We start from the raw sequence: 23,622 nt of genomic DNA, 5'->3' as shown, positions 1-23,622 counted from the left end.
TGACTTATCCCTAAAAATGCGCTATAGTTGTGTCGCTTAATAACAATAAGCGCTAAATTTCTATTTTATTTATCAAAACTTAGGAGAACTGAAATGAAGTTTCAACCATTAGGAGAAAGGGTCTTAGTAGAAAGACTTGAAGAAGAGAACAAAACCAGTTCAGGCATCATCATCCCTGATAACGCTAAAGAAAAGCCTTTAATGGGCGTAGTCAAAGCGGTTAGCCATAAAATCAGTGAGGGTTGCAAATGCGTTAAAGAAGGCGATGTGATCGCTTTTGGCAAATACAAAGGCGCAGAAATCGTTTTAGATGGCACTGAATACATGGTATTAGAACTAGAAGACATTCTAGGCATTGTGGGCTCAGGCTCTTGTTGTCATACAGGTAATCATGACCATAAGCATGCTAAAGAGCATGAAGCTTGCTGTCATGATCACAAAAAACACTAAAAAACATTATTATTAAGGATACAAAATGGCAAAAGAAATCAAATTTTCAGATAGTGCAAGAAACCTTTTATTTGAAGGCGTGAGACAACTCCATGACGCTGTCAAAGTAACCATGGGGCCAAGAGGCAGGAATGTGTTGATCCAAAAAAGCTATGGCGCTCCAAGCATCACCAAAGACGGCGTGAGCGTGGCTAAAGAGATTGAATTAAGTTGCCCGGTGGCTAACATGGGTGCTCAACTCGTTAAAGAAGTAGCGAGCAAAACCGCTGATGCTGCCGGCGATGGCACGACCACCGCAACCGTGCTGGCTTATAGCATTTTTAAAGAAGGCTTGAGGAACATCACGGCTGGGGCTAACCCTATTGAAGTGAAACGAGGCATGGATAAAGCCGCTGAAGCGATTATTAATGAGCTTAAAAAAGCGAGCAAAAAAGTGGGCGGTAAAGAAGAAATCACCCAAGTGGCGACCATTTCTGCAAACTCCGATCACAATATCGGGAAACTCATCGCTGACGCTATGGAAAAAGTGGGCAAAGACGGCGTGATCACCGTTGAAGAAGCTAAGGGCATTGAAGATGAATTGGATGTCGTAGAGGGCATGCAATTTGATAGAGGCTACCTCTCCCCTTATTTTGTAACCAACGCTGAGAAAATGACCGCTCAATTGGATAACGCTTACATCCTTTTAACGGATAAAAAAATCTCTAGCATGAAAGACATCCTCCCGCTACTAGAAAAAACCATGAAAGAGGGCAAACCGCTTTTAATCATCGCTGAAGACATTGAGGGCGAAGCTTTAACGACTCTAGTGGTGAATAAATTAAGAGGCGTGTTGAATATCGCAGCGGTTAAAGCTCCAGGCTTTGGGGACAGAAGAAAAGAAATGCTCAAAGACATCGCTATTTTAACCGGCGGTCAAGTCATTAGCGAAGAATTAGGCTTGAGTCTAGAAAACGCTGAAGTGGAGTTTTTAGGCAAAGCCGGAAGGATTGTGATTGACAAAGACAACACCACGATCGTAGATGGCAAAGGCCATAGCGATGATGTTAAAGACAGAGTCGCGCAAATCAAAACCCAAATTGCAAGCACGACAAGCGATTATGACAAAGAAAAATTGCAAGAAAGATTGGCTAAACTCTCTGGCGGTGTGGCTGTGATTAAAGTGGGCGCTGCGAGTGAAGTGGAAATGAAAGAGAAAAAAGACCGGGTTGATGACGCGTTGAGCGCGACTAAAGCGGCGGTTGAAGAAGGCATTGTTATTGGCGGCGGTGCGGCTCTCATTCGCGCGGCTCAAAAAGTGCATTTGAATTTACACGATGATGAAAAAGTGGGCTATGAAATCATCATGCGCGCCATTAAAGCCCCACTAGCCCAAATCGCTATTAACGCTGGTTATGATGGCGGTGTGGTCGTGAATGAAGTGCAAAAACACGAAGGGCATTTTGGTTTTAACGCTAGCAATGGCAAGTATGTGGATATGTTTAAAGAAGGCATTATTGACCCCTTAAAAGTAGAAAGGATCGCTTTACAAAATGCGGTTTCGGTTTCAAGCCTGCTCTTAACCACAGAAGCCACCGTGCATGAAATCAAAGAAGAAAAAGCAACCCCAGCAATGCCTGATATGGGTGGCATGGGCGGTATGGGAGGCATGGGTGGCATGGTGTAAGCCCCCTTGCTTTTTGTAACTTTTCTTTACTTTTTAAAAAGCACTCTATAAAATCCCCTTTTTTTGGGGGGTGCTTTTTATTTGACAAAACCGCTTTTTTTTGAAAAACGCGCAAACAAAAATCTCTGTTAAAATCAAGCTTTTATCATTAGCGCTCCATTAAAACAAAATCTAAAAACCCTTTCCAATACCACCCAAACAAACGCGCAAAAATGCAAAATTCTAAAATTTTCTCTAAATGACAAAAAAAAAAAAAACGATTTCATGCTACAATGCTTTTAATACATTCTTAATGTATAAAATTCCAATCACTCAATTTAATTTCAAGGAGAATATTTATGAAAAAAACCCTTTTACTCTCTCTCTCTCTCTCGCTTCATCGCTTTTAAATGCTGAAGACAACGGCTTTTTTATAAGCGCCGGCTATCAAATCGGCGAAGCCGCTCAAATGGTGAAAAACACCGGCGAATTGAAGAGACTTTCAGACACTTATGAAAATTTGAGCAATCTTTTAAACAATTTTAACAATCTCAATCAGGCGGTAACGAACGCGAGTAGCCCTTCAGAAATCAATGCTGCGATCGATAATTTAAAAGCAAACACGCAAGGGTTGACTGGCGAAAAAGACAATTCCCCCGCGTATCAAGCGGTGTATTTGGCGCTCAATGCGGCGGTGGGGCTGTGGAATGTGATAGCCTATAATGTCCAATGCGGTCCTGGTAATAGTGGGCAATCAAGCGTAACCTTTGAGGACCAACCAGGACACAATTCAAATTCCATTAATTGTAATTTAACCGGTTTTAACAACGGAGTTAGCGGCCCTTTATCCATTGACAATTTTAAAACGCTTAATCAAGCTTATCAAGTTCTTCAACAAGCGTTAAAACAAGGGGTACCCGCTTTGAACAACACGACTCAAAAGATAGAAGTAAAAGTAACAACACAAACTAATGGATCTAATAAAAGTGAAACTACTACTACTACTACTAATGACGCTCAAACCCTTTTGCAAGAAGCCAATAAAATGATAAGCGTCCTCACTACAAACTGCCCATGGGTAAATCACAACCCAGGACAAAATGGAGGCGCACCGTGGGGTTTAAATACGGCAGGGAATGTGTGTCAGGTTTTTGCCACTGAGTTTAGCGCCGTTACTAGCATGATCAAAAACGCCCAAGAAATCGTAACGCAAGCTCAAATCCTTAACGCTAGCCAGCAAAACAATCAAAACGCGCCACAAGATTTCAATCCTTACACCTCTTCTGATAGGGCTTTCGCTCAAAACATGCTCAACCATGCGCAAGCGCAAGCCAAGATGCTCAGTCTGGCCAATCAAATGAAAAATGACCTTGACACTATCCCAAAACAATTTATCACAAACTACTTGGCATCATGCAAAACAGATGGCACAACGCCTAGTCAAGGGGTTACTTCTAACACTTGGGGAGCCGGTTGCGCCTATGTAGAAGAGACGATAACGGCTTTAAATAACAGCCTTGCACATTTTGGCACTCAAGCAGAGCAAATAAAGCAGTCTGAGTTGCTTGCACGCACTATACTTGATTTTAGAGGTAGCCTTAGCAATTTAAACAACACTTATAACAGCATCACCACGACCGCTTCAAACACACCTGATTCCCCATTCCTTAAAAATTTGATAAGCCAATCCACTAACCCTAATAGCCCCGAGGGCTTAAAGACCGTTTACCAACTCAACCAAAGCGCTTATTCGCAATTATTAAGCGCCACGCAAGAATTAGGGCATAACCCTTTCAGACGCATTGGATTAATCAGCTCTCAAACCAACAACGGTGCCATGAATGGGATCGGCGTGCAAGTGGGCTACAAGCAATTTTTTGGTGAAAAAAGAAGGTGGGGGGCTAGGTATTACGGCTTTTTTGATTACAACCATGCCTATATCAAATCCAGCTTTTTCAACTCCGCCTCTGATGTGTTCACTTATGGGGTAGGAACAGATGTCCTTTATAATTTTATCAACGATAAAGCCACCAAAAACAGCAAGATTTCTTTTGGGGTGTTTGGAGGGATTGCGTTAGCCGGCACTTCATGGCTCAATTCCCAATACATGAATTTAGCGACTTTCAATAATTTCTATAGCGCTAAAATGAACGTGGCGAATTTCCAATTCTTATTCAATTTGGGCTTGAGAATGAACCTCGCTAAAAACAAAAAGAAAGCGAGCGATCATGCGGCTCAGCATGGCGTGGAATTGGGCGTGAAGATCCCCACCATTAACACCAATTACTATTCTTTGCTAGGCACTCAACTCCAATACCGCAGGCTTTATAGCGTGTATTTGAATTATGTGTTCGCTTACTAGAAGCTAAAAACCCTTTGTGAAACTCCCTTTTTAAGGGGTTTCTTTTTTTTGGGGGTTTTTGTTTTGAAGCCTTTGTTTGGGGGTTTCTTTTTAAAGTCTTTCTTTTAAACTCTCTTTTTTTTGGGGTTTTTTAAATTATCTTTTTTGAACCCTTTCTTTTTGAACTCCCTTTTTAAGGGGTTTCTTTTTTGAACCCCCTTTTTTAAAGTCTTTCTTTTTTAAAGTCTTTCTTTTTTAAAGTCTTTCTTTTTTAAAGTCTTTCTTTTTTAAGTCTTTTTTTGAGGGGTTTTTTTAAATTATTTTTTTAAACCCTTTGTTTTTTGGGGGGGTTTGATGGAAGATCTTTTTTAGCGTTTTTGACGATTTGGTTAGTGAAAAACTTGATACTAATTCAAGCGATAGTTTTTTAAAAAAGCACTTCTTTTTGTGGGTTAGTGGGGTTAAAAGGGAGAGAATGGTTTCAAAATATCCCCTACTTCCTTAAGGGAATGGGTTTTTAAATATTTTAAACAAATTCAATGAAATGATTTTCACAACAAAATGAGATCTAAAACGATAAAACAAAAACCCATTTTTTAAAAATGAAATTTTTTAAACAAAAAAAGCATTAAATCCTAATAAGATTTATTAGCGCTAGGGAAAAACAAAGCCTTTTTAAAACCCCAAAACTAACGCTAACCAACATTAAAACGCATGGCGTCTATTATGATCCTTGTAGCATTAAACGCAACCAAGTTTTAAGCGTAATAGTTGTTACCCATGCCGTTTTGAGAGCGTGTCGTTTCTATGAAAACCGCAATATTTTTCAGTTATTCTTGACAAGCGTTAAAAAAAATTGTATCATTATATTTTTGTGAGACCCGTTAGCTCAGCTGGTAGAGCAATTCCCTTTTAAGGAATGGGCCGTTGGTTCAAATCCAACACGGGTCACCATTTGAGCGTAGTGGCTCCTTCATCTAGTGGTTAGGATACCACCCTTTCACGGTGGTTACAGGGGTTCAAATCCCCTAGGAGTCACCACTCTTTTAATATAGATTTAGTTGGATTTTATCTCAATATTGTGGTCGCTTAGCTCAGTTGGTAGAGCGCTACCCTTACAAGGTAGATGTCATAAGTTCGAGTCTTATAGCGACCACCATTTTTGACTTAGCTTCAAGCATACGTTTTTAGGCTATGGGGTTTGGATAGGGAGCGGTAGTTCAGCTGGTTAGAATATCTGCCTGTCACGCAGGGGGTCGCGGGTTCGAGTCCCGTCCGCTCCGCCACCAAACGCTTTTAAAATCATTTCCTACGCTTTTTCATATAATAGTTAATCGTTAAAAATGACCCTTTCATCTAGTGGCCAAGGATACCACCCTTTCACGGTGGAAACGGAAGTTCAAATCTTTCAAGGGTCGCCACAAAGATTTTAAACTACACCCACAAATTATCTAAAAGCCTGGTTTTACCCACACGAGCCGCCACTAAAACCAGCGTGTTAGCCGGCTCTACGGTTTTTAAAGGCTCTAGTTTGTGGTTACAACATTCCAAATAATCCACTTCTAAATTTTTTAAAATTTCAAGCCCTAGTTTTTTCAGTTTTTCGCACGCTTTTTCGCCCTTATCTATGGCCTGCTGGATATTTTCTAAAGCTTTTGGAATGGCTAGGGCTTGTTTTCTTTCTGTTGCATTCAAATACACATTCCTAGAGCTTAGCGCCAGATTATCATCATCTCGCATAATCTCGCATGGCGCTATTTCAATGTCTAAAAGCAAATCTTGGACTAAATGCTGGATGATTAAAAGCTGTTGGGCGTCCTTTTTACCAAAATACGCTCTAGTGGGATTAGTAAGATGGAACAATCTTAACACGACCTGAACCACCCCATCAAAATGCCCATGACGCACCGCCCCCTCTAAAGAGCTAGATAAAAATTTAGGGGCGTAGAGTTTCAAGCGTTGCTCTGCTTCATAGGGATACATTTCGCCAATTTTAGGCACAAACACCGCATTAACGCCTAATTTTTCACACAAAGCCAAATCTTTTTCCAAAGGACGCGGGTAAGCGCTAAAATCCTCGTTAGCCCCAAATTGCGTGGGATTGACAAAAACGCTTACAATCGTGTGGGAATTTTCTTTCAAACTCCTTTCTATCAAGCTTTGATGCCCTCTGTGTAAAGCCCCCATAGTCGGCACAAACCCCACGCTTTCTTTCAAACTTTTACGATATTCTCTTAAAGCAACAATCGTTTCTAACACCCGCATTTAACAATCCTTTAAAAGCTCTAAAACCACTTTTCTAGGCTCTTTAGCCTGATAAATGGGGCGGCCCACCACGATAAAATCGCTTAAATTTTGTTTGGCTTCTTTAGCGTTCGCCACCCTTTCTTGATCTTCTTTATCGTTTTTATTCAGCCTTATGCCAGGGGTTAAAGTCAAAAAGTCCTTACCCAAATTCTCTTTGATCGCTAAACTTTCAAACACCGAACACACCACCCCATCAATCCCGCTTCCTTTACCCATAGCGCTTAATTTTATCGCTTGAGTTTTTAAAGGGGCGTTATACACGCTCAAAAATTCCTCTTCGCTAAAGCTCGTTAAAGCGCTCACGCCCATGATTAAGGGGCGTTTTTTGAGAGCGTTTAGGCGTTGCATTAAAGCTGTTAGCGCGCTTTTAGCGCTGCTTAAATGCACGGTGAGCATGTCAATTTCTAATTTCGCGCATTCTAGCGCGGCATTTGCCATCGTATAAGGAATATCATAGAGCTTCAAATCCAAAAAGATCTTAAAATTCCCATCAATCTTTCTGATTTCATCTAAAAAAGTCGCCCCGTCTCTTATAAAAGATCTAAGCCCCACCTTAGCCCATAAATCTAAGCCCTTTAATTCTTGCAATAAAGAAAGATTGTCCTCTTTTTTTTCTAAATCCAATGCGACACACAATTGCATGAAAGCCCTTTAAAGTGTAAAATAACGCCATTATAACAAAAAGAAATGGAAGAATTTTAGCTATGATAAGCGTTTTAAAATGAAAACCAAGTTTAAGAAAATGAGATTTAAGGGTTAAAGAGTGAAAGCGTTTTTAGGGGCGTTAGAGTTTCAAGAGAATGAATACGAAGAGCTTAAAGAGCTTTATGAGAGCTTAAAGACTAAGCAAAAGCCCCACACTTTGTTCATTTCTTGCGTGGATTCACGAGTCGTGCCTAATCTGATCACTGGCACCAAACCGGGCGAATTGTATGTGATCCGCAACATGGGCAATGTGATCCCCCCTAAAACAAGCTATAAAGAATCCCTTTCTACCATTGCGAGCGTTGAATACGCTATTGCGCATGTGGGGATTCAAAACTTAATCATTTGCGGGCATAGCGATTGTGGGGCTTGCGGGAGCATTCATTTGATCAACGATGAAACCACCAAAGCTAAAACCCCTTACATTGCAAACTGGATACAATTTTTAGAGCCTATTAAAGAAGAATTAAAAGATCACCCGCAATTCAGTAACCATTTCGCTAAGCGTTCATGGCTTACGGAGCGTTTGAACGCGCGCTTGCAACTCAACAACCTCTTAAGCTATGATTTCATTCAAGAAAGAGTGATGAATAACGAATTAAAAATTTTTGGTTGGCACTACATTATAGAAACAGGCAGGATTTATAATTATAATTTTGAAAGCCATTTTTTTGAGCCGATTGAAGAGACCATCAAACAAAGGATAAGTCATGAAAACTTCTAACACAAAAACCCCTAAACCCGTTTTAATCGCTGGCCCATGCGTCATTGAGAGTTTAGAAAATTTAAGAAGTGTCGCTATTAAATTACAACCCCTAGCCAACAACGAGCGATTGGATTTTTATTTTAAGGCGAGTTTTGATAAGGCGAACCGCACGAGTTTAGAGAGCTACAGAGGGCCTGGTTTGGAAAAAGGCTTAGAAATGCTGCAAACGATCAAAGATGAATTTGGCTATAAAATCTTAACCGATGTGCATGAGAGCTATCAAGCAAGCATAGCGGCCAAAGTAGCGGATATTTTACAAATCCCGGCGTTTCTGTGCCGCCAAACGGATCTGATTGTAGAAGTGAGCCAAACTAACGCCATTATCAATATCAAAAAAGGGCAATTCATGAACCCAAAAGACATGCAATATTCCGTTTTAAAAGCCCTTAAAACAAGAGATAGTAGCATTCAAAGCCCCACTTATGAAACAGCGTTAAAAAATGGCGTGTGGTTGTGTGAAAGGGGGAGCAGCTTTGGGTATGGGAATTTAGTGGTGGATATGCGCTCTTTAAAAATCATGCGAGAGTTTGCCCCTGTGATTTTTGACGCTACTCATAGCGTGCAAATGCCAGGGGGAGCGAACGGGAAAAGTTCAGGCGATAGCTCTTTTGCCCCTATTTTAGCCAGAGCTGCAGCGGCGGTGGGGATTGATGGGTTGTTCGCTGAAACGCATGTTGATCCTAAAAACGCTCTAAGCGACGGAGCGAACATGCTAAAACCTGACGAGCTAGAACATTTAGTAACCGACATGTTAAAAATCCAGAATTTATTTTAAAGGAATTTCATGCAAATCATAGAAGGGAAATTGCACTTACAGGGGAATGAAAAAGTCGCTATTTTAACATCGCGCTTCAATCATATCATCACAGACAGATTGCAAGAGGGGGCGATTGACTGCTTTAAAAGGCATGGGGGCGATGAGGATCTTTTAGACATCGTGCTGGTGCCTGGGGCTTATGAATTGCCTTTGATTTTAGAGAGGTTGTTAGGGAGTGGAAAATACGATGGCGTGTGCGTTTTAGGAGCCATTATTAGAGGGGGGACTCCGCATTTTGACTACGTGAGCGCGGAAGCGACTAATGGCATTGCCAGCGCGATGCTAAAATACAGCATGCCGGTAAGCTTTGGCGTGCTTACCACAGACAATATTGAACAAGCGATTGAAAGAGCGGGCAGTAAAGCCGGCAATAAGGGCTTTGAAGCGATGAGCACCCTCATTGAATTGTTGAGCTTGTGCCAAACTCTCAAGGATTAAAATGGCGACACGAACTCAAGCCAGAGGGGCTGTGGTTGAATTGTTGTATGCGTTTGAGAGCGGTAATGAAGAAATTAAAAAAATCGCTTCCAGCATGTTAGAAGAAAAAAAGATCAAAAACAACCAGTTGGCTTTTGCCTTAAGCCTTTTTAATGGCGTGTTAGAAAGAATCAATGAAATTGACGCCCTCATTGAACCGCATTTAAAGGACTGGGATTTCAAACGATTAGGGAGCATGGAAAAGGCGATTTTACGCTTAGGGGCGTATGAAATTGGCTTCACGCCCACACAAAACCCTATCATCATCAATGAATGCATAGAGCTTGGCAAACTCTACGCTGAGCCTAACACCCCTAAATTTTTAAACGCTATCTTGGATTCTTTGAGCAAAAAGCTCGCTCAAAAACCCTTGAATTAAGGGCGTTTTATGCCTAAATTTAAAAAATGATGCTATAATCACTAATCACTAATCACTAATCACTAATCACTAATCACTAATCACTAATCACTAATCACTAATAATCACTAATCACTAATCACTAAAAGAGGGGGTTGGTGGGATTTGAGCGAGCGGTAGAAGTAAAATTAAGGGAGTTGATTGTGATTTATATGTTAGCTGTATTTTTTCCATGGGTAGCTTTTTTCTTGAGAGGTAGGATTTTTTCAACTATATTCAGCTTTATTCTTTGGGTCATTCTTGGTTATAATATTTTTGATATTGTTGTTTATTCAGGAGGTGGGGTTTTCAGTATTTATTTGCTTTTAGAGTCATTTTTTGTGGGTAGTATTGACTACTTGGTGTTGTTTGGTCATGCATGGAGATCAAAGACGAAAGGAAATGGAACAACTTATTAATGGGATTGATGGGATTATTAAAGCAAATTCCGGTAAATCTTTACACCAAGAAACACAACAAGCAAATGAAGATAATGATACGAAACAATCTGTTAGTGAAACCGCTAAAGCAAATTCTAATGAAACTAATACAACTCGCATTTTTATTTGTGTGGTTATTTTCTTTTTAGCCATTTAAGCAATAACCAAAGAATTGACGCTAAAAACCCTAGCCATAAGAATTACAAAAAAAAATGATAACAACCGCTCCAAACCGCTTAACCCCTAATAACCTTAAGTATAAAATGGCAAAAGTAAAGGTTAGAAAAAATGGGGATAAAGATCCCCCCTTTTAGCGTTTGAGAAAATTGACGCTTTAAAGCAATCTTAAGAGCGTTGGGCTTTTGAGCTTAAGCCTTTTTAATTAAGTGTAGTTTTAGACAAATGATATTAAAATCAGTAATCACTTTAGAAGAACAGCGATGGAGCACGAAAAGTCGTTTGTTTTTAATAAGTGATAAAACAATATAAAGGAATAATATGGCATACAAATATGATAGAGACTTGGAATTTTTAAAGCAATTGGAATCTAGTGATTTATTGGATTTGTTTGAGGTGCTTGTTTTTGGTAAAGACGGCGAAAAAAGACACAATGAAAAACTCACAAGCTCCCTAGAATACAAAAGGCATGGCGATGATTACGCTAAATACGCAGAAAGGATCGCTGAAGAATTGCAATACTATGGGAGCAATAGTTTTGCGAGTTTCATTAAAGGCGAAGGAGTCTTATACAAAGAGATCTTGTGCGATGTGTGCGATAAATTAAAGGTCAATTACAACAAGAAAACTGAAACGACTTTGATTGAACAAAACATGCTTTCTAAAATCTTAGAAAGAAGTTTGGAAGAAATGGACGATGAAGAAGTGAAAGAAATGTGCGATGAATTGTCCATAAAAAACACTGACAATTTGAACAGACAAGCCTTAAGCGCGGCGACTTTAACGCTGTTTAAAATGGGAGGCTTTAAATCTTATCAATTAGCGGTCATTGTTGCGAATGCGGTCGCAAAAACCATTCTAGGGCGTGGTTTATCGCTTGCGGGCAATCAAGTGCTTACAAGAACTCTGAGCTTTTTAACAGGCCCTGTTGGCTGGATCATTACAGGCGTATGGACAGCGATTGATATTGCAGGGCCGGCTTATAGGGTAACCATACCGGCATGCATTGTGGTCGCCACTTTACGCCTAAAAACGCAACAAGCCAATGAAGATAAGAAGTCGTTGCAAATAGAATCCGTTTAAGCTTTTTTTAGAAAAAAAGGTATAGAATGGAGGCCTAGATGCAAAAATGCATCTAGTTTTTATTTTAATTTAAAAGGGAGACAAAATGAGTAACAGTTGCAGTAATCAAAACCACAATCAAAAAGGTGATGCTAAAAATCAAAACAACGAAAGTTGTCAAAAAAATAGCCAAAACCAAGCCAATCAATGCAACGCTAACCACGAACATAAAAACAATAAAAAGTAAGGGTTAGAGGGTTAAAGGAGGGGGTTTCTTGTGCCAAAAATCAAAACAGCGTTTCATTAAATTAGCCCCACCTAAAAAAAATCAATAGATTTCTGCTTCCAAATTCAGATTTGTTTTACACTATTAACATTCGCTTTATTGATATAACGAGTGAAATCGCTAACGCTAGAATTAGGCATTCCTATCCAAAATGATAAGCACATCAAAATATTTTAATCATTGTAGTTGCCGTCATTCTCTGGTTGTAAAATCAATAAAGCTCATTAGCGTCTGTAGCGCTATCTTTATATGCAGTTAGCGGGTGTGTTTAAGCCTTTTAGGGCGTTAAACATGATTTTAAAAAATGATGCTATAATCACTAATCACTAATCACTAATCACTAATCACTAATCACTAATCACTAATCACTAATCACTAATCACTAATCACTAATCACTAATCACTAAAGAGAGGGTTGGTGGGATTTGAACGGTGGTAGGAATAAAACTAAAGGAATAATATAATATGGCATACAAATAGCGACTTGGAATTTTTAAAGCGATTAAGCTCTAGCGATTTGAAAGATTTGTTTGATACGCTTGTCTATGATGAAGATGGCACGCTAAGAATGAATGAAGAATTGACAAGTTCAACAGAATACCAAAGGTATGGCCATGATTACGCCAAATACCCAAGAAGGATCGCTGAAGAATTGCAGCGTTATGGGGGCAATAGTTTCATGAATTTTTTTAGAGATGAAGGGGTCTTATACAAAGAGATTTTGTGCGATGCGTGCGATCATTTGGATATTAATTACAATGAAAGATCTGCAATCTCTTTGATTGAGCAAAACATGCTTTCTAAACTTTTGAAAGACAGTTTGTAAAAAATGAGTGGGAGAGAGATTAAAGAACTTTGCGATGGATTGGGCATGACAAATATTGATAAAGTGATTGGTGAAAACAAACAAGTCCTAATCGCATCTGTTTTAACGCTGTTTAAAGCGAGCGGCTCTCATTCTTATGCGTTGGCTGTAGCTGTTGCAGATGCAATGGTGAAAAAACTTTAGGGCATGGTTTATCGTCTGTGATAGGTAAAGTAGCGCTTAAAAAAACTTTAGGCGTTTTAGCTGGGCCTATTGGTTGGGTCATTACGGGTGCGTTAGTGAGCGTCAATCTTGCTGGGCCGGCTTATAGGGTAACCGTGCCTGCATGCGTTTTAGTTGCCACCTTACGCAAAAAATTAAAAGCGGAACAAGAAGCAGAACAAGCAAATAAAACCAATAAAGCATGGTATTTGGCTAAAGCGGTGTTGAAAAACTTAAAAATCCTAGCCACAAAAATTAAAGAATGATAACAACCGCTCCAGAACACAAAACCACCCCGAGCGCAAAAACAACAAGGGAGTAGGGGTTAAAGAGCGTTAAGGAGAGTAAAATCCCCTTTTAGCGTTTGAGGGAATTGACGGTTTGGAGCATGGCATCAGCGGTTTGAATGCTTTTAGAATTGGCTTCATAAGCCCTTTGAGCGGTGATCAGATCCGTCATTTCTTCTACCAATCTCACGTTACTAAGCTCCAAAAAGCCTTGCCTTAACTTGCCTAAGCCTTGAGAATCCGGGTTGCCCACAATCGCATCGCCACTAGCGTTGGTGATGGAAAACAAATTATCCCCCATAGAATGAAGCCCCGCCGGATTGACAAAATTAGCCAAAGTGATTTGCCCGATCACATTAGAAGTCGTTTGCAAGCCTTGAGTCACGCTCACCGTGCCATCCACACCGATATTCACTTGCGTGGTGTCTTCGGGTAAAGTGATTTGAGGGATGAGGAGATAGCCCTCGCTTGTTACAAGATTGCCCTGCTCGTCTAGCTTGAAATTCCCGCTCCTTGTGTAAGCGGTAGTGCCATCAGGAAGCTGGACTTGAAAAAAGCCTTTACCCGTAATGGCGACATCTAAATTATTTTCCGTTTCTTTAGGGCTGCCTTGCGAAAACATTTTGGTAATCGCGCTAGGGCGCACGCCTAAGCCCACTTCCATGCCATCTGGCGATAAAGTCGTGTTGCTTGTGTTGGTGCCGGCGTATTGCATCGCTTGGTAAAACAAGTCGTTAAAATCCGCACGAGATTTTTTAAACCCGGTGGTATTGACATTGGCGATATTGTTTGAAGTGGTGTCAATGTGCGTTTGTTGGGCGAGCATCCCTGAAGTGGCGCTATAGAGAGAGCGGAGCATGGTTTTCCCTTTAACTAAACTTAACAGCCTAAAATTATAACAAAAATAAGATTAAATTTGACCAAACTTGAAACGCTTTTTTAACAAAAAGGTTTAAAAAGGTTTAAACCTAGTCTCATGCAGGAACCTTAAACGCCTTTAGTGCTTGAAGTGAATGCGTTAGCGCTTTTAAACGCTATAAAAACCTTGTCAGTGGCATTATTTTGATTTTCTAAGCGTTTTTACAACAACACGCTTTTCATGAAGAAATACGCCAAAATCCAGCTTGAAATTAGGAATTTATAGAAGTTTCACTTTACGCTTAATATCTTATTTAATGGGACTTAGACTAAATAAGGCTTTATGACAACAAAGCATGTGTTTTTTAAAAGATATTTAAAGACACTTCAAACCATTAACATTAAACCAAGAACTAACGGCTTGAACAAAAACAATGTCTCTTTGAAACACACAAAAATTTCCGAAAAAAGGAGTAAGCATGAAGCTGATCATAATTATGGTAGTGTCAATAGTGATTGTAACACCACTACACTAAATACAGATTCTTAAGAGTTACCAACTCTTAAGGATTTTTTAAACCCTTTTTCTTCGAGAAATATAATACGATAATCATTAAATTTAGCTTAAATAATAGCGGTTTTTTAGATAATAATTCAGTTTAATGCGCTTTTATTCAATAATCATCTCAAATACAGATAAAAGGTTGATAAATTTTAGGGCGTCTTATCATGCGTTTTCTTTTTGTATCCATTCACTCAAAACTTTTTAACAGCGTTCTTGGTGAGATGGTCGCCTTTTCTAAAGGGACAAAGCACTTTTTTTGATAAGCTTCTAGGCTGGATCGCCCTATCATGGCAGCATTGTCGCTGCAAAATTCTAAAGGAGCTAAAACAAGCTTGCAATCAAACTCATCGCACAAATTTTCAAACGCTTTTCTTAAAGCCAGATTCTGGCTCGCTCCCCCCACAATGCCAAAAATTTTAGGGCGTTTGATTTTAAAATAGCGTTTAGTCTGCTGAATTAGATGCTCAATGGCCGCGCTTTGAAAATGATAGCCAATCTTTTGTTTGATCGCTTCGTTCAAATTGGAGGCGTTTTTTTCAACCTCCAAACGCACCGCATTTTTTAAACCTGAAAAACTAAAAGCCAGATTCGGGCTGTTTTTTAAAGGGATAGGGAACATTAAAGGCTCGTTTGGATGCCTATAATCAAGGGCTAATTTTTCCACTATGGGGCCTCCTGGATAGCCTAAATCAAGCATTTTGGAAACCTTGTCAAAACTCTCCCCAAAGCTATCGTCTAAACTCGTGGCAACGATTTTAATGTCTTCATAATCTCTAGCCTCTAAAATCAAAGAATGCCCCCCAGAAACTAAGAGCGCGCTTAAAGGCATGCAGGTTTGTTTTTCATTGATAAAGAGCGAATACACATGCCCTCTCAAATGATCTTCTAAAATTAAGGGTAAATTCAAAGACAAGCTCAAGGCTTTTGCCATCATCAAACCTTCTATTAAAGTAACGCTCAAACCTGGCTGATTAGTGATAGCGATGGCTTTAATTTTGGAAAAATCCTTATTCAAGCTGATTTTGATGCGTTCTAATAAGAGCGGCAAATTCTCAGCATGCAAGCGCGATGCAAGCTCAGGCACAACGCCCCCATAAGAGCTGTGGTGCTTTTCTTGAGAGATTTTAAAATGAGCGATGAGCTTAGCGTCCTTTATTCTTGTAAGGGCTAAAGAGCTGTCATCGCAAGAACTTTCAATGCTTAAAATCATGTTTTATCTTTGGGTGGTGTTTTTGCTTGAATTATACCTTGTTAGCGGCATTCTAAAACCTTTAAACAAAAACTAGTGAGCGCTATTTTATAATCCTTTTTAAACCTTTTTAAAATTAGGCAATTTGTTTCATCGTTTCGCAACTAGCCAAGCCTAAGAAATCTTATTGAACAAAGTTTATTGGTATAAAAAAGTGAATTGATAAAAATACCCATGAATGGGAAATTAAATACTTGGCATAAAGAATAAAGAGATGAGATCTAAAATTAAAGCTTTGAATAAAATAAGCCCCCTTTTTAGAAAAAGCCTTTAAGCCAAGTATTTGATCGCGTTCAAATAGCTTTTATGGTTCGCCTTATTTTGGTAAGCAATGTCAAACGCTGTGCCGTGGTCAGTGGAAGCGCGCAAAATGGGGGCGTTCAAACTCACATTGATGCTTTCATCAAAATAGAGCGCTTTTAAAGGGGCTAGCCCCACATCATGGCTCATGCTCACATAAAAGGGGGTTATTTTGCGTTTATTAGGGGCAAAAGCGCTATCAGCCGGCAAGGGCCCCAAAAAGCATTCAAAGCCCAGTGTTTGGTTGCCCTCTTGAATGGCTTTTAAAATCTTTTCATCTTCTCCCCCAAACAATCCCTCTTCGCCCGCATGGGGGTTAAAGCCACACACTTGAACGATTTTAGCTTGAGTGCTTTTTTGAAACGCTAATAAAAACTTAACTAACGCTTTCACTTGAATGAGTTGAGAAACTGCGCTTAAAGGCACATGGTCGCTAAATAGCCCCACAAAGAGTTTTGAACACCCAAGCATCATAATAATTTGATGATCTTGATAGCGTTGTTTCAAAAAATCGGTATGCCCCACAAAAGGGATTTGAGCTTGTTGCCATGCGAGTTTGTTGATAGGCAAAGTGCAAATGCCATCCACTTCTTTACTATCCGCCAACTCGCAAGCCTTTTTAAAACTCTCAAAGCTATACGCCCCGCTTTGAGCGCTGACTTTGCCTATCGTGCTAGAGTTTAATAAGGGTAAGGGGGAATGGATAGCGAGCGCATTAAGCGTTTTAGTTTCATAAGCGTTATGAAGCAATTGATTGGCCCGCTCTAAAAGTTCGCTATGAACGAGATACAACGGCTCACAAAGCGCGCTCACTTCCTTATGGCTTTTTAAGATCAATTCTAAGCCTACGCCTTGAATATCCCCACAGCTGATTGCGATTTTCTTTTTAGCCATTTTATCGCTTGATGAGTTGCGCCATTTCTAAAATCGCTTTTTCTAAACCCACTAAAACCGCTTTTGAAATCACGCTATGACCGATATTAAGCTCTCTTAAAGAGGGGATTTTTAGCAATTCTTTCACGTTAGAATAATTCAACCCATGCCCAGCGCACACCACAATACCCATAAAAAACGCTTCTTTACTCATTCTCCTTAATTGCAAAAAGGCGTTGTGCAATTCTTCTTTCAATTCTTTGGGGCTTTTGTCTTTGAGCGTGCTAATGGCATGGATTTGATTGTTAGCGTTAGAATATAAAGCGTTGTGCAAATTCGCATACACCCCAGTGTGGAACTCCACTTGCTTGACTTGATGCTCCCTTGCAAAATGCAGGGCGTCTTTTAAAGGATCAATAAACAAAGACACTTCAATGCCTTTATTGTGATACGCTCTAATCACCTCTTCTAAACCCTTTAATGAACAATCCAACCCTCCCTCTGTCGTAACCTCATTTCTGTTTTCAGGCACGATGGTAACCTTACTTGGCTTATTTTTTAAAGAGCATAAAAAATCAGTGATTTCAGCATTAATAGAGCATTCAATGTTGATAGGCAAAGGGCTTATTTCAAGCAGTCTCAAAACATCTTCGTTTTGAATGTGTCGTTTGTCTTCTCTCAAATGGATGGTGATTAAATCCACTTTATGGGTGTTTTTAGCGATGAATAGGGCTTCTAAAATCTCAGGCTCATAAGTTTTTCTTATCTCTCTTAAAGTAACAATGTGATCAATATTTAATCCAAAACGCATGACTATCCTTTATTTTATAATAATGATTTTTGAAATTGTAACATAAAACCCACCTCTTACACCTATAAGTTTTTATCATCAAGCTATCTTTTGCTATAATACCCAAAACAAAATGCCAATTAAATCCAATAAAAAGTGTTGTGGGTGCTATATTTTCTAACCAGTCTCTTCATTTGCTCTTTGATTGTTTTGTGGTCTAAAAAATCCACGCTCTTTGTGGATAACGCCAATAAAATACAAGGCTTTCATCATGCAAGAACCCCACGAGCTGGGGGGCTTGGGATCTTTCTTTCTTTTGTGTTAGCTTATCTTTTTGAGTCTTTTGAGACGCCTTTTAAGGGGTTTTTTGTTTTTTTAGGGCTGTTGTTAGTTTTTTTAAGCGGTTTTTTAGAAGACATTAACCTTTCACTCAGCCCCAAAATACGCCTTATTTTACAAGCCGTAGGGGTTGTTTGCATCATCTCATCAACGCCTTTAGTGGTGAGCGATTTTTCGCCCCTTTTTAGCTTGCCTTATTCTATCGCTTTTTTATTCGCAATTTTTATGCTAGTGGGCATCAGTAACGCTATCAATATTATTGACGGGTTTAACGGGCTTGCGTCCGGGATTTGTGCGATTGCGCTTTTAGTCATTCATTATATAGACCCCAGCAATTTGTCTTGCTTGCTGGCTTACATGGTGCTTGGGTTTATGGTGTTAAATTTCCCTTTAGGAAAGATTTTCTTAGGCGATGGGGGGCGTATTTTTTGGGTTTGGTGTGCGGGATTTCCCTTTTGGATTTAAGTTTAGAGCAAAAAATCAGCGTGTTTTTTGGGCTAAATTTAATGCTTTATCCAGTCATAGAGGTGCTTTTTAGTATCCTAAGGCGCAAAATAAAACGCCAGAAAGCCACCATGCCGGATAATTTGCATTTGCACACCCTCTTATTCCAATTCTTGCAACAACGCTCTTTCAATTACCCTAACCCTTTATGCGCGTTTATCCTTATTCTATGCAACTTGCCTTTTATTTTAATCAGCGTCTTGTTTCGTTTAAATTCTTACGCGCTCATTGTCATTAGCCTAGTCTTTATCGCATGCTATTTAATAGGCTATGCTTATTTGAGCAGGCAAGTTTTTGCCTTAGAAAAGCGGGCGTTCTAATGAAAAAGCTCAAAAGTCTTTTTTTGAGTCTGCTCTTATGGGTATATCCTTTAAGGAGTGAGCCGATCAATGAGGGGGCATACATTTTAGAAGAGATTGGCGATGTGCTTAGGTTTTTGCCTATTTTTGTAGGCACGGTCAGTTTGGCGATGCGCGATTATAGAGGATTAGGGGAATTAGCGGTCGGCACATTAGTCACTCAAGGAGTGATTTATGGCCTTAAAGGAGCTTTTAGCACCGCCCATAAAGATGGGGCTAGAGTGGGATTTGCTAAACGGCCATGCTGTAATTCTTGGAGAGGCATGCCAAGCGGGCATGCTGGGGGGGTGTTTAGCGCGGCTGGGTTTGTGTATTACCGCTACGGGTGGAAGCCGGCTCTTCCTGTGATCGCTCTTGCAATCCTCACTGACGCTAGCAGAGTGGTGGCAGGACAACACACGATCTTGCAAGTTACGATCGGCAGTCTTATCGCATGGGGGTTTGCCTATTTATTCACTTCACGCTACAAACCCAAGCGATGGATGCTCTATCCTGAAATCTCTAGCGACTTTAAAGGCAGTAGCCGCTATGGGGTGAGCTTTTCTTATCGATGGTAAGGGGATAAAATGCTAAAAAAGTTATTGCTCATTTCACTATTTTTAGGGTTTTTAAGAGCAGAGGGCGAACATTATGAAATCATCGCTGAACTTTCCAAGGCTTTTTTGAAAGCCAAAGAGGTTTTGACTGCGATCAATAAAACCTATAAAACCTGTATTGAAACCGGGCATGATCGCACCCAAATACGCCTTCAAAACGATTTTTTAGAGAATTTGTCTCAAACAGAGCAACAATTTGATGATTATTTTGAGAAGGATTTTAAAAGCGTAGGGGTTTTAAAAACCTTGCTTAAAGACATCCAATCATTAGAAAAGTCTTCCAACAAGCTTGCATGCATTGCCCCAAAAAACGCTAAAAATTTTGAAATTTTAGAGGGAGCGATAACGCAAATCATAGGATTAGAAGAGCAGATGAATCAATTTATCAATGGCGCGAAATAAAGCCCATTTTTGCATGAGGATTTAATGGAATATTTGATCGCAAAAAGCTTTAATCCAAGTGTTGAGCGATAACCTTTAAAAGCGTTTTTAAAGAGTTGAATTCCGCCATGAACAAAGCTTAGAAATCCCGTTTAAAAAACAAAGAGTTAAAGTTGGCTTTGAATATTCGCATTTGATGAGAACCAAATCCCTAATACTTATTCTTTCTCAAGCGTTTCACCACATAATCCCCCGCGCTTTGAATGATTTGCACTAAAACGATGATCACAACCACCGCGTAAAAAAGCACATCGCCCCTATAACTTTGATAGCCAATCCTAATGGCTAAATCCCCCAATCCCCCAGCCCCTAACGCTCCAGCCATAGCCGAATAGCCTATTAGAGAAATTAAAGTGATGGTGATATTATTCACTAAAGAGGGCAGGCTCTCTAAAAGCATCATTTTAACGACTTCCAAATGAGACGCTCCCAAGCTTAAAGTGGTTTCAATCTTGCCATGCTCTACTTCCATTAGAGAATTTTCAAAAAGCTTTGCGACAAAAGGAATGGCTGAAATGGCTAACGGGATAATGCTCGCGCTAGATCCAATGCTTGTGCCAATCAAAAAGCGCGATAGAGGCAAGAGCAAAATAATCAAAATGATAAAAGGGAAAGAGCGAGTCATGTTGATAGAAGTGTCTAAAATCTTATGCAAAAGGGGTTTGTTTAACAGATGCCCTTTTTTACTCACTAACAATAAAACCCCCAAAGGCAAGCCAAAAACAACCGCCAAAAAACTCGCCACAAACACCATATAAAGCGTTTCTAGCGTGGCTTGAATGAGCATTTGAGAAATCATTTTAATCCTTTAATTTTTCCACTTGCAAGCCTAAAGCGTTTAAATACTCTAAAGCCCTTTGAGTCTCTGCAGTGCTGCCTAAAAACCGCACCACCAAATACCCTATATCTTTGGTCGTAAGCTCTTCAATATTGCCTGAAATGATGCTCACGTCTATTTTAAAACGCCTGATCAAATTAGAAATGATCGGCTCGTCTAAATGCTCCCCTAAAAACACGATGCGATAAATGTCTTGCGATTTTTGATCCGCATACTCGTTTCTGATGCCAAGCAATTCTTTAGTAACGGCATGTTTAGGGTTAGCAAAAATTTCTTCCACCGAGCCTCTTTCTACGATTTCGCCGCTGCTGATCACACACATTTGATTGCACAATTCTTTAACCACTTCAATTTCATGCGTGATGAAAACGATGCTCAAATTAAGCTTTTTTTGAATGCCGCTTAGAAGCGTTAAAATAGAATGCGTGGTTTTAGAATCCAAAGCGGATGTGGCTTCATCGCAAAGCAACAAATTAGGGCAATTCGCTAAACTCCTAGCGATCGCTACTCGTTGCTTTTGCCCGCCGCTTAGCTGTTTAGGATAAAAATGCGTTTTATCTTCTAACCCCACTAATTCCAACAATTCATGCACCCTTGATTGGATCTTATTTTTTTCCCATCGGGCGATTTCTAGAGCGAAAGCGACGTTTTCAAACACGTTTTTAGCGCTCAATAAATTGAAATGCTGGAAAATCATGCCTATTTTTTGGCGCGCTTGTTGCAATTCTTTAGGCTTTAAGTTTAACAGATTGACCCCATTGACTAAAACTTCGCCAGAACTGGGGCGCTCTAAACAATTAATCAAGCGAATGAGCGTGGATTTCCCCGCCCCTGAATAGCCTATCACGCCCAAAATATCGCCTTTTTTCAATTCCAAATTCACGCCTTTTAGAGCATGAAACCCGTTTTCATAAATCTTTTCAATGTTTTTTAATTCTACTACCATGTTATTTGACTTTTTGACTTACTTGGACATTTGCGCGTTATTTTCCACGCTATTGAGCCATAAAAACACTTGCACCACGCTTTCATACAATTCTTCAGGTATCGCGCAGTCTAATCCCACCTTTAAGAGCGAATCCACCAGCATGGGGTTAGAAAAGAGCGCTATATCGTATTCCTTAGCTTTTTGAATGATCCTTTTAGCCACTTCGCCCACCCCGCTTGCAATCACTTTTGGGGCATGATCTTGCCCCATGTTATAGGCTAGGGCGGCGGCTTTTATGGTTTTATTCATCTAATACCCTAAAGTCAAAGCGTCGGCCTCATTCCAAGAGAAATTTTTTTCAAGCCCCTTTGTTTTTTTCAAAATAGAGACAACGCTGCGGACTAACATGTCCGTTTCAATATTCACGCGCCGTTTGAGTTGATAAGTCTTAAAAAGGGTATTCTCTAAAGTGTAAGGGATAATCGTTAGCCAAAACCCCTTTTCTTCTACCTTGCTTAAAGTCAAACTCACCCCATCAATGGCGATAGAGCCTTGCTCAACGCACAACAAAAGCGTTTCTTTAGAAGCGCTGATGAAAAAATCCACTTGATTAGCGTTGTGAATGATTTTTTCAATGACCCCGATAGCGTCAATATGCCCTTGCACAAAATGCCCGTCTAAACTTGCGTTCGCTTTTAGGGCTGGCTCAATATGGACTAAATCCTTGTAATTTTCTAACGCCACGCTGTTTTGGGTTTTTTGGCTCAATTCCACGCTAAAATGCGTTTTTGAACTTTCTATGGCGGTCAAACACGCCCCATTAATCGCAATGCTGTCGCCAAGCTTGGGATTGAGATCGCTCTCTATGTTTAAAATATTGTTGTGAAAACTCTTCACTTTAGCTATTTTATGGATTAACCCACTAAACATAATTGATTGTTATTCTCCTTATGTTAGAATGTTTGATTATTGTAACATACTAAATAAAACCATAGGATAAAAGCATGTTTATAGACACGCATTGCCATTTGGATCACAAGGATTATGAAAACGATTTAGAAGAAGTGTTAAAAGAGAGTTTAGAAAAAGGCGTTACCCAATGCGTGATTCCTGGCGCGGACATGAAAGATTTGAATAGAGCGGTAGGAATTAGTGAAAAATTTGAAGGCGTGTTTTTTGCCATAGGCGCTCACCCTTATGACGTGGAGAGCTTTGATGAAAATTTGTTTGAAAAGTTTGTCAGCCATCAAAAATGCGTGGCGATAGGCGAATGCGGACTGGATTACTACCGCTTGCCTGAATTGAACGAAAGAGAAAATTATAAAAGCAAGCAAAAAGAAATTTTCACCAAACAGATTGAATTTTCTATCCAACACAACAAACCCTTGATTATCCATATTAGAGAGGCGAGTTTTGATAGTTTGAATCTTTTAAAAAGCTATCATAAGGCTTTTGGGGTGTTGCATTGCTTTAACGCTGATAGCATGCTTTTGGAATTGAGCGATCGTTTTTACTATGGGATAGGGGGGGTTAGCACTTTTAAAAACGCTAAAAGATTGGTAGAGATACTCCCTAAAATCCCTAAAAACAAGCTTCTTTTAGAAACGGATTCGCCTTATCTAACCCCACACCCTTTTAGAGGCACCAGGAATAGCCCCACTTATATCCCTTTAATCGCTCAAAAAATTGCCGAAATCATCCACATAGAAACTGAAGAGCTCGCTTCTTTAAGCACGCATAACGCTCAAACGCTTTTTAACTTCCCCTAAAATTAGGGATGTGTTAGAAAGCGTTATTC

27 protein-coding genes, 5 tRNA genes and 1 pseudogene are annotated in these 23,622 nt (G+C 39.8%); 23 read left to right on the top strand and 10 right to left on the bottom strand.

Features of this window, described 5'->3' with window-relative positions; all coding sequences use genetic code 11:
- Positions 1-93 precede the first annotated feature (93 nt).
- The 8 genes from groES (at position 94) to H7O61_RS03195 (ending at position 5,857) form a co-directional block, all read left to right on the top strand.
- Positions 94-450 (top strand): co-chaperone GroES, encoded by a 357-nt coding sequence (gene groES / locus H7O61_RS03230; RefSeq protein ID WP_000671934.1) that lies wholly within the window; start codon positions 94-96, stop codon positions 448-450.
- 25 nt (positions 451-475) lie between these two features.
- Entirely contained in the window at positions 476-2,116 is a 1,641-nt protein-coding gene (groL, locus tag H7O61_RS03225) for a chaperonin GroEL (RefSeq protein ID WP_187875113.1), read from the top strand.
- Between the two features lie 292 nt (positions 2,117-2,408).
- The gene (gene hopZ / locus H7O61_RS03220) at positions 2,409-4,457 is read left to right on the top strand and encodes a Hop family adhesin HopZ (RefSeq protein ID WP_231623817.1); all 2,049 of its coding nucleotides are present in this window, start codon (positions 2,409-2,411) and stop codon (positions 4,455-4,457) included.
- A gap of 857 nt (positions 4,458-5,314) precedes the next feature.
- Positions 5,315-5,390: transfer RNA gene (locus H7O61_RS03215), tRNA-Lys, on the top strand.
- A gap of 12 nt (positions 5,391-5,402) precedes the next feature.
- Positions 5,403-5,477: transfer RNA gene (locus H7O61_RS03210), tRNA-Glu, on the top strand.
- Between the two features lie 42 nt (positions 5,478-5,519).
- Positions 5,520-5,595: transfer RNA gene (locus H7O61_RS03205), tRNA-Val, on the top strand.
- Positions 5,596-5,645: 50 nt separating this feature from the next.
- A tRNA-Asp gene (locus H7O61_RS03200) sits at positions 5,646-5,722 on the top strand.
- 59 nt (positions 5,723-5,781) lie between these two features.
- Positions 5,782-5,857, top strand: a tRNA-Glu gene (locus H7O61_RS03195).
- Between the two features lie 13 nt (positions 5,858-5,870).
- Here H7O61_RS03195 and panC read toward each other — a convergent pair.
- Positions 5,871-6,701, bottom strand: coding sequence for a pantoate--beta-alanine ligase (panC, locus tag H7O61_RS03190; RefSeq protein ID WP_187875112.1), 831 nt, complete (start codon positions 6,699-6,701; stop codon positions 5,871-5,873).
- Positions 6,702-7,385 (bottom strand): orotidine-5'-phosphate decarboxylase, encoded by a 684-nt coding sequence (pyrF, locus tag H7O61_RS03185; protein ID WP_187875111.1) that lies wholly within the window; start codon positions 7,383-7,385, stop codon positions 6,702-6,704. It abuts the gene before it with no gap.
- A 121-nt stretch (positions 7,386-7,506) separates the two neighbouring features.
- On the opposite strand from pyrF, the gene H7O61_RS03180 reads away from it, so the two are divergent.
- The 11 genes from H7O61_RS03180 to H7O61_RS08120 all read left to right on the top strand — a co-directional run bounded on the left by H7O61_RS03180 (position 7,507) and on the right by H7O61_RS08120 (position 13,163).
- Positions 7,507-8,172, top strand: a complete 666-nt coding sequence (locus H7O61_RS03180) for a carbonic anhydrase (RefSeq protein WP_033600366.1) — start codon at positions 7,507-7,509, stop codon at positions 8,170-8,172.
- On the top strand, positions 8,159-8,989 hold the full coding sequence (kdsA, locus tag H7O61_RS03175) for a 3-deoxy-8-phosphooctulonate synthase (RefSeq protein ID WP_187875110.1): 831 nt from the start codon (positions 8,159-8,161) through the stop codon (positions 8,987-8,989). The genes H7O61_RS03180 and kdsA overlap by 14 nt, the downstream gene beginning before the upstream one ends.
- A 9-nt stretch (positions 8,990-8,998) precedes the next feature.
- A complete protein-coding gene (ribH, locus tag H7O61_RS03170) occupies positions 8,999-9,469 on the top strand; it encodes a 6,7-dimethyl-8-ribityllumazine synthase (protein WP_187875109.1) in 471 nt (156 codons plus the stop codon).
- Position 9,470: 1 nt separating this feature from the next.
- Positions 9,471-9,887, top strand: a complete 417-nt coding sequence (gene nusB, locus H7O61_RS03165) for a transcription antitermination factor NusB (RefSeq protein ID WP_000235749.1) — start codon at positions 9,471-9,473, stop codon at positions 9,885-9,887.
- 137 nt (positions 9,888-10,024) lie between these two features.
- Positions 10,025-10,324, top strand: coding sequence for a hypothetical protein (locus tag H7O61_RS03160; RefSeq protein ID WP_001930006.1), 300 nt, complete (start codon positions 10,025-10,027; stop codon positions 10,322-10,324).
- Positions 10,308-10,502 (top strand): hypothetical protein, encoded by a 195-nt coding sequence (locus tag H7O61_RS07855; RefSeq protein WP_001992787.1) that lies wholly within the window; start codon positions 10,308-10,310, stop codon positions 10,500-10,502. The genes H7O61_RS03160 and H7O61_RS07855 overlap by 17 nt, the downstream gene beginning before the upstream one ends.
- A gap of 341 nt (positions 10,503-10,843) precedes the next feature.
- Positions 10,844-11,605 carry a YaaW family protein gene (locus tag H7O61_RS03150; protein ID WP_000323711.1) on the top strand — a complete coding sequence of 254 codons (762 nt, stop codon included), beginning with the start codon at positions 10,844-10,846 and terminating at the stop codon, positions 11,603-11,605.
- 85 nt (positions 11,606-11,690) lie between these two features.
- Positions 11,691-11,831 (top strand): hypothetical protein, encoded by a 141-nt coding sequence (locus H7O61_RS03145; protein ID WP_000071330.1) that lies wholly within the window; start codon positions 11,691-11,693, stop codon positions 11,829-11,831.
- 523 nt (positions 11,832-12,354) lie between these two features.
- Positions 12,355-12,696 carry a DUF3944 domain-containing protein gene (locus H7O61_RS08130; protein ID WP_414736105.1) on the top strand — a complete coding sequence of 114 codons (342 nt, stop codon included), beginning with the start codon at positions 12,355-12,357 and terminating at the stop codon, positions 12,694-12,696.
- Positions 12,697-12,741: 45 nt separating this feature from the next.
- Complete coding sequence (locus tag H7O61_RS08125; protein WP_414736106.1) at positions 12,742-12,879, top strand: hypothetical protein; 138 nt, start codon at positions 12,742-12,744, stop codon at positions 12,877-12,879.
- A 17-nt stretch (positions 12,880-12,896) separates the two neighbouring features.
- Positions 12,897-13,163 (top strand): hypothetical protein, encoded by a 267-nt coding sequence (locus tag H7O61_RS08120; RefSeq protein WP_414735935.1) that lies wholly within the window; start codon positions 12,897-12,899, stop codon positions 13,161-13,163.
- Between the two features lie 91 nt (positions 13,164-13,254).
- On the opposite strand, the gene flgG is transcribed toward H7O61_RS08120, so the two are convergent.
- The 4 genes from flgG to pdxJ all read right to left on the bottom strand — a co-directional run bounded on the left by flgG (position 13,255) and on the right by pdxJ (position 17,840).
- Positions 13,255-14,043, bottom strand: coding sequence for a flagellar basal-body rod protein FlgG (gene flgG, locus H7O61_RS03135; RefSeq protein ID WP_000946437.1), 789 nt, complete (start codon positions 14,041-14,043; stop codon positions 13,255-13,257).
- A gap of 751 nt (positions 14,044-14,794) precedes the next feature.
- Entirely contained in the window at positions 14,795-15,817 is a 1,023-nt protein-coding gene (tsaD, locus tag H7O61_RS03130) for a tRNA (adenosine(37)-N6)-threonylcarbamoyltransferase complex transferase subunit TsaD (protein ID WP_187875108.1), read from the bottom strand.
- Positions 15,818-16,126: 309 nt separating this feature from the next.
- Positions 16,127-17,050, bottom strand: coding sequence for a 4-hydroxythreonine-4-phosphate dehydrogenase (gene pdxA / locus H7O61_RS03125; RefSeq protein WP_079340215.1), 924 nt, complete (start codon positions 17,048-17,050; stop codon positions 16,127-16,129).
- Position 17,051: 1 nt separating this feature from the next.
- A complete protein-coding gene (gene pdxJ / locus H7O61_RS03120) occupies positions 17,052-17,840 on the bottom strand; it encodes a pyridoxine 5'-phosphate synthase (RefSeq protein ID WP_187875107.1) in 789 nt (262 codons plus the stop codon).
- Positions 17,841-17,975: 135 nt separating this feature from the next.
- On the opposite strand from pdxJ, the pseudogene wecA reads away from it, so the two are divergent.
- The 3 genes and pseudogenes from wecA (at position 17,976) to H7O61_RS03105 (ending at position 20,019) form a co-directional block, all read left to right on the top strand.
- Positions 17,976-18,982, top strand: a pseudogene (wecA, locus tag H7O61_RS03115) (undecaprenylphosphate N-acetylglucosaminyl transferase WecA).
- Positions 18,982-19,578: a lipid A 4'-phosphatase gene (lpxF, locus tag H7O61_RS03110; RefSeq protein ID WP_187875106.1), complete on the top strand. Its 597-nt coding sequence runs from the start codon at positions 18,982-18,984 to the stop codon at positions 19,576-19,578. Before wecA ends, lpxF begins: the two are co-directional and overlap by 1 nt.
- Before the next feature lie 9 nt (positions 19,579-19,587).
- Positions 19,588-20,019, top strand: a complete 432-nt coding sequence (locus tag H7O61_RS03105) for a hypothetical protein (RefSeq protein WP_001950800.1) — start codon at positions 19,588-19,590, stop codon at positions 20,017-20,019.
- A gap of 190 nt (positions 20,020-20,209) precedes the next feature.
- Here the strand turns inward: H7O61_RS03105 and metI are convergent, their stop codons facing one another.
- The 4 genes from metI to ribE are packed head-to-tail and all read right to left on the bottom strand — an operon-like array spanning position 20,210 to position 22,754.
- Positions 20,210-20,857 carry a methionine ABC transporter permease gene (gene metI / locus H7O61_RS03100; RefSeq protein WP_000625464.1) on the bottom strand — a complete coding sequence of 216 codons (648 nt, stop codon included), beginning with the start codon at positions 20,855-20,857 and terminating at the stop codon, positions 20,210-20,212.
- Position 20,858: 1 nt separating this feature from the next.
- A complete protein-coding gene (locus H7O61_RS03095; protein ID WP_187875105.1) occupies positions 20,859-21,842 on the bottom strand; it encodes a methionine ABC transporter ATP-binding protein in 984 nt (327 codons plus the stop codon).
- An 18-nt stretch (positions 21,843-21,860) separates the two neighbouring features.
- The gene (locus H7O61_RS03090; RefSeq protein WP_001044057.1) at positions 21,861-22,133 is read right to left on the bottom strand and encodes a FlhB-like flagellar biosynthesis protein; all 273 of its coding nucleotides are present in this window, start codon (positions 22,131-22,133) and stop codon (positions 21,861-21,863) included.
- Entirely contained in the window at positions 22,134-22,754 is a 621-nt protein-coding gene (gene ribE, locus H7O61_RS03085) for a riboflavin synthase (protein ID WP_001939467.1), read from the bottom strand.
- A 74-nt stretch (positions 22,755-22,828) separates the two neighbouring features.
- On the opposite strand from ribE, the gene H7O61_RS03080 reads away from it, so the two are divergent.
- Positions 22,829-23,593 (top strand): TatD family hydrolase, encoded by a 765-nt coding sequence (locus H7O61_RS03080; protein ID WP_187875104.1) that lies wholly within the window; start codon positions 22,829-22,831, stop codon positions 23,591-23,593.
- Positions 23,594-23,622 lie beyond the last annotated feature (29 nt).

The organism is Helicobacter pylori (assembly GCF_014496965.1).
GTDB lineage: Bacteria > Campylobacterota > Campylobacteria > Campylobacterales > Helicobacteraceae > Helicobacter > Helicobacter pylori_CZ.
The sequence above is the reverse complement of the archived record's forward strand: the minus strand, read 5'-3'. Positions and strand labels throughout refer to the sequence as shown.

Coding starts and splice junctions, on each gene's coding strand:
- H7O61_RS03090 (WP_001044057.1), bottom strand. CDS start 22,133: ATGAATAAAACCATAAAAGCCGCCGCCCTAGCCTATAACATGGGGCAA.
- H7O61_RS03150 (WP_000323711.1), top strand. CDS start 10,844: ATGGCATACAAATATGATAGAGACTTGGAATTTTTAAAGCAATTGGAA.
- pdxJ (WP_187875107.1), bottom strand. CDS start 17,840: ATGCGTTTTGGATTAAATATTGATCACATTGTTACTTTAAGAGAGATA.
- tsaD (WP_187875108.1), bottom strand. CDS start 15,817: ATGATTTTAAGCATTGAAAGTTCTTGCGATGACAGCTCTTTAGCCCTT.
- groL (WP_187875113.1), top strand. CDS start 476: ATGGCAAAAGAAATCAAATTTTCAGATAGTGCAAGAAACCTTTTATTT.
- H7O61_RS03095 (WP_187875105.1), bottom strand. CDS start 21,842: ATGGTAGTAGAATTAAAAAACATTGAAAAGATTTATGAAAACGGGTTT.
- H7O61_RS03105 (WP_001950800.1), top strand. CDS start 19,588: ATGCTAAAAAAGTTATTGCTCATTTCACTATTTTTAGGGTTTTTAAGA.
- panC (WP_187875112.1), bottom strand. CDS start 6,701: ATGCGGGTGTTAGAAACGATTGTTGCTTTAAGAGAATATCGTAAAAGT.
- H7O61_RS03080 (WP_187875104.1), top strand. CDS start 22,829: ATGTTTATAGACACGCATTGCCATTTGGATCACAAGGATTATGAAAAC.
- ribH (WP_187875109.1), top strand. CDS start 8,999: ATGCAAATCATAGAAGGGAAATTGCACTTACAGGGGAATGAAAAAGTC.
- groES (WP_000671934.1), top strand. CDS start 94: ATGAAGTTTCAACCATTAGGAGAAAGGGTCTTAGTAGAAAGACTTGAA.
- lpxF (WP_187875106.1), top strand. CDS start 18,982: ATGAAAAAGCTCAAAAGTCTTTTTTTGAGTCTGCTCTTATGGGTATAT.
- nusB (WP_000235749.1), top strand. CDS start 9,471: ATGGCGACACGAACTCAAGCCAGAGGGGCTGTGGTTGAATTGTTGTAT.
- ribE (WP_001939467.1), bottom strand. CDS start 22,754: ATGTTTAGTGGGTTAATCCATAAAATAGCTAAAGTGAAGAGTTTTCAC.
- H7O61_RS07855 (WP_001992787.1), top strand. CDS start 10,308: ATGGAACAACTTATTAATGGGATTGATGGGATTATTAAAGCAAATTCC.
- metI (WP_000625464.1), bottom strand. CDS start 20,857: ATGATTTCTCAAATGCTCATTCAAGCCACGCTAGAAACGCTTTATATG.
- hopZ (WP_231623817.1), top strand. CDS start 2,409: ATGTATAAAATTCCAATCACTCAATTTAATTTCAAGGAGAATATTTAT.
- pyrF (WP_187875111.1), bottom strand. CDS start 7,385: ATGCAATTGTGTGTCGCATTGGATTTAGAAAAAAAAGAGGACAATCTT.
- kdsA (WP_187875110.1), top strand. CDS start 8,159: ATGAAAACTTCTAACACAAAAACCCCTAAACCCGTTTTAATCGCTGGC.
- H7O61_RS03145 (WP_000071330.1), top strand. CDS start 11,691: ATGAGTAACAGTTGCAGTAATCAAAACCACAATCAAAAAGGTGATGCT.
- flgG (WP_000946437.1), bottom strand. CDS start 14,043: ATGCTCCGCTCTCTCTATAGCGCCACTTCAGGGATGCTCGCCCAACAA.
- pdxA (WP_079340215.1), bottom strand. CDS start 17,050: ATGGCTAAAAAGAAAATCGCAATCAGCTGTGGGGATATTCAAGGCGTA.
- H7O61_RS08125 (WP_414736106.1), top strand. CDS start 12,742: ATGACAAATATTGATAAAGTGATTGGTGAAAACAAACAAGTCCTAATC.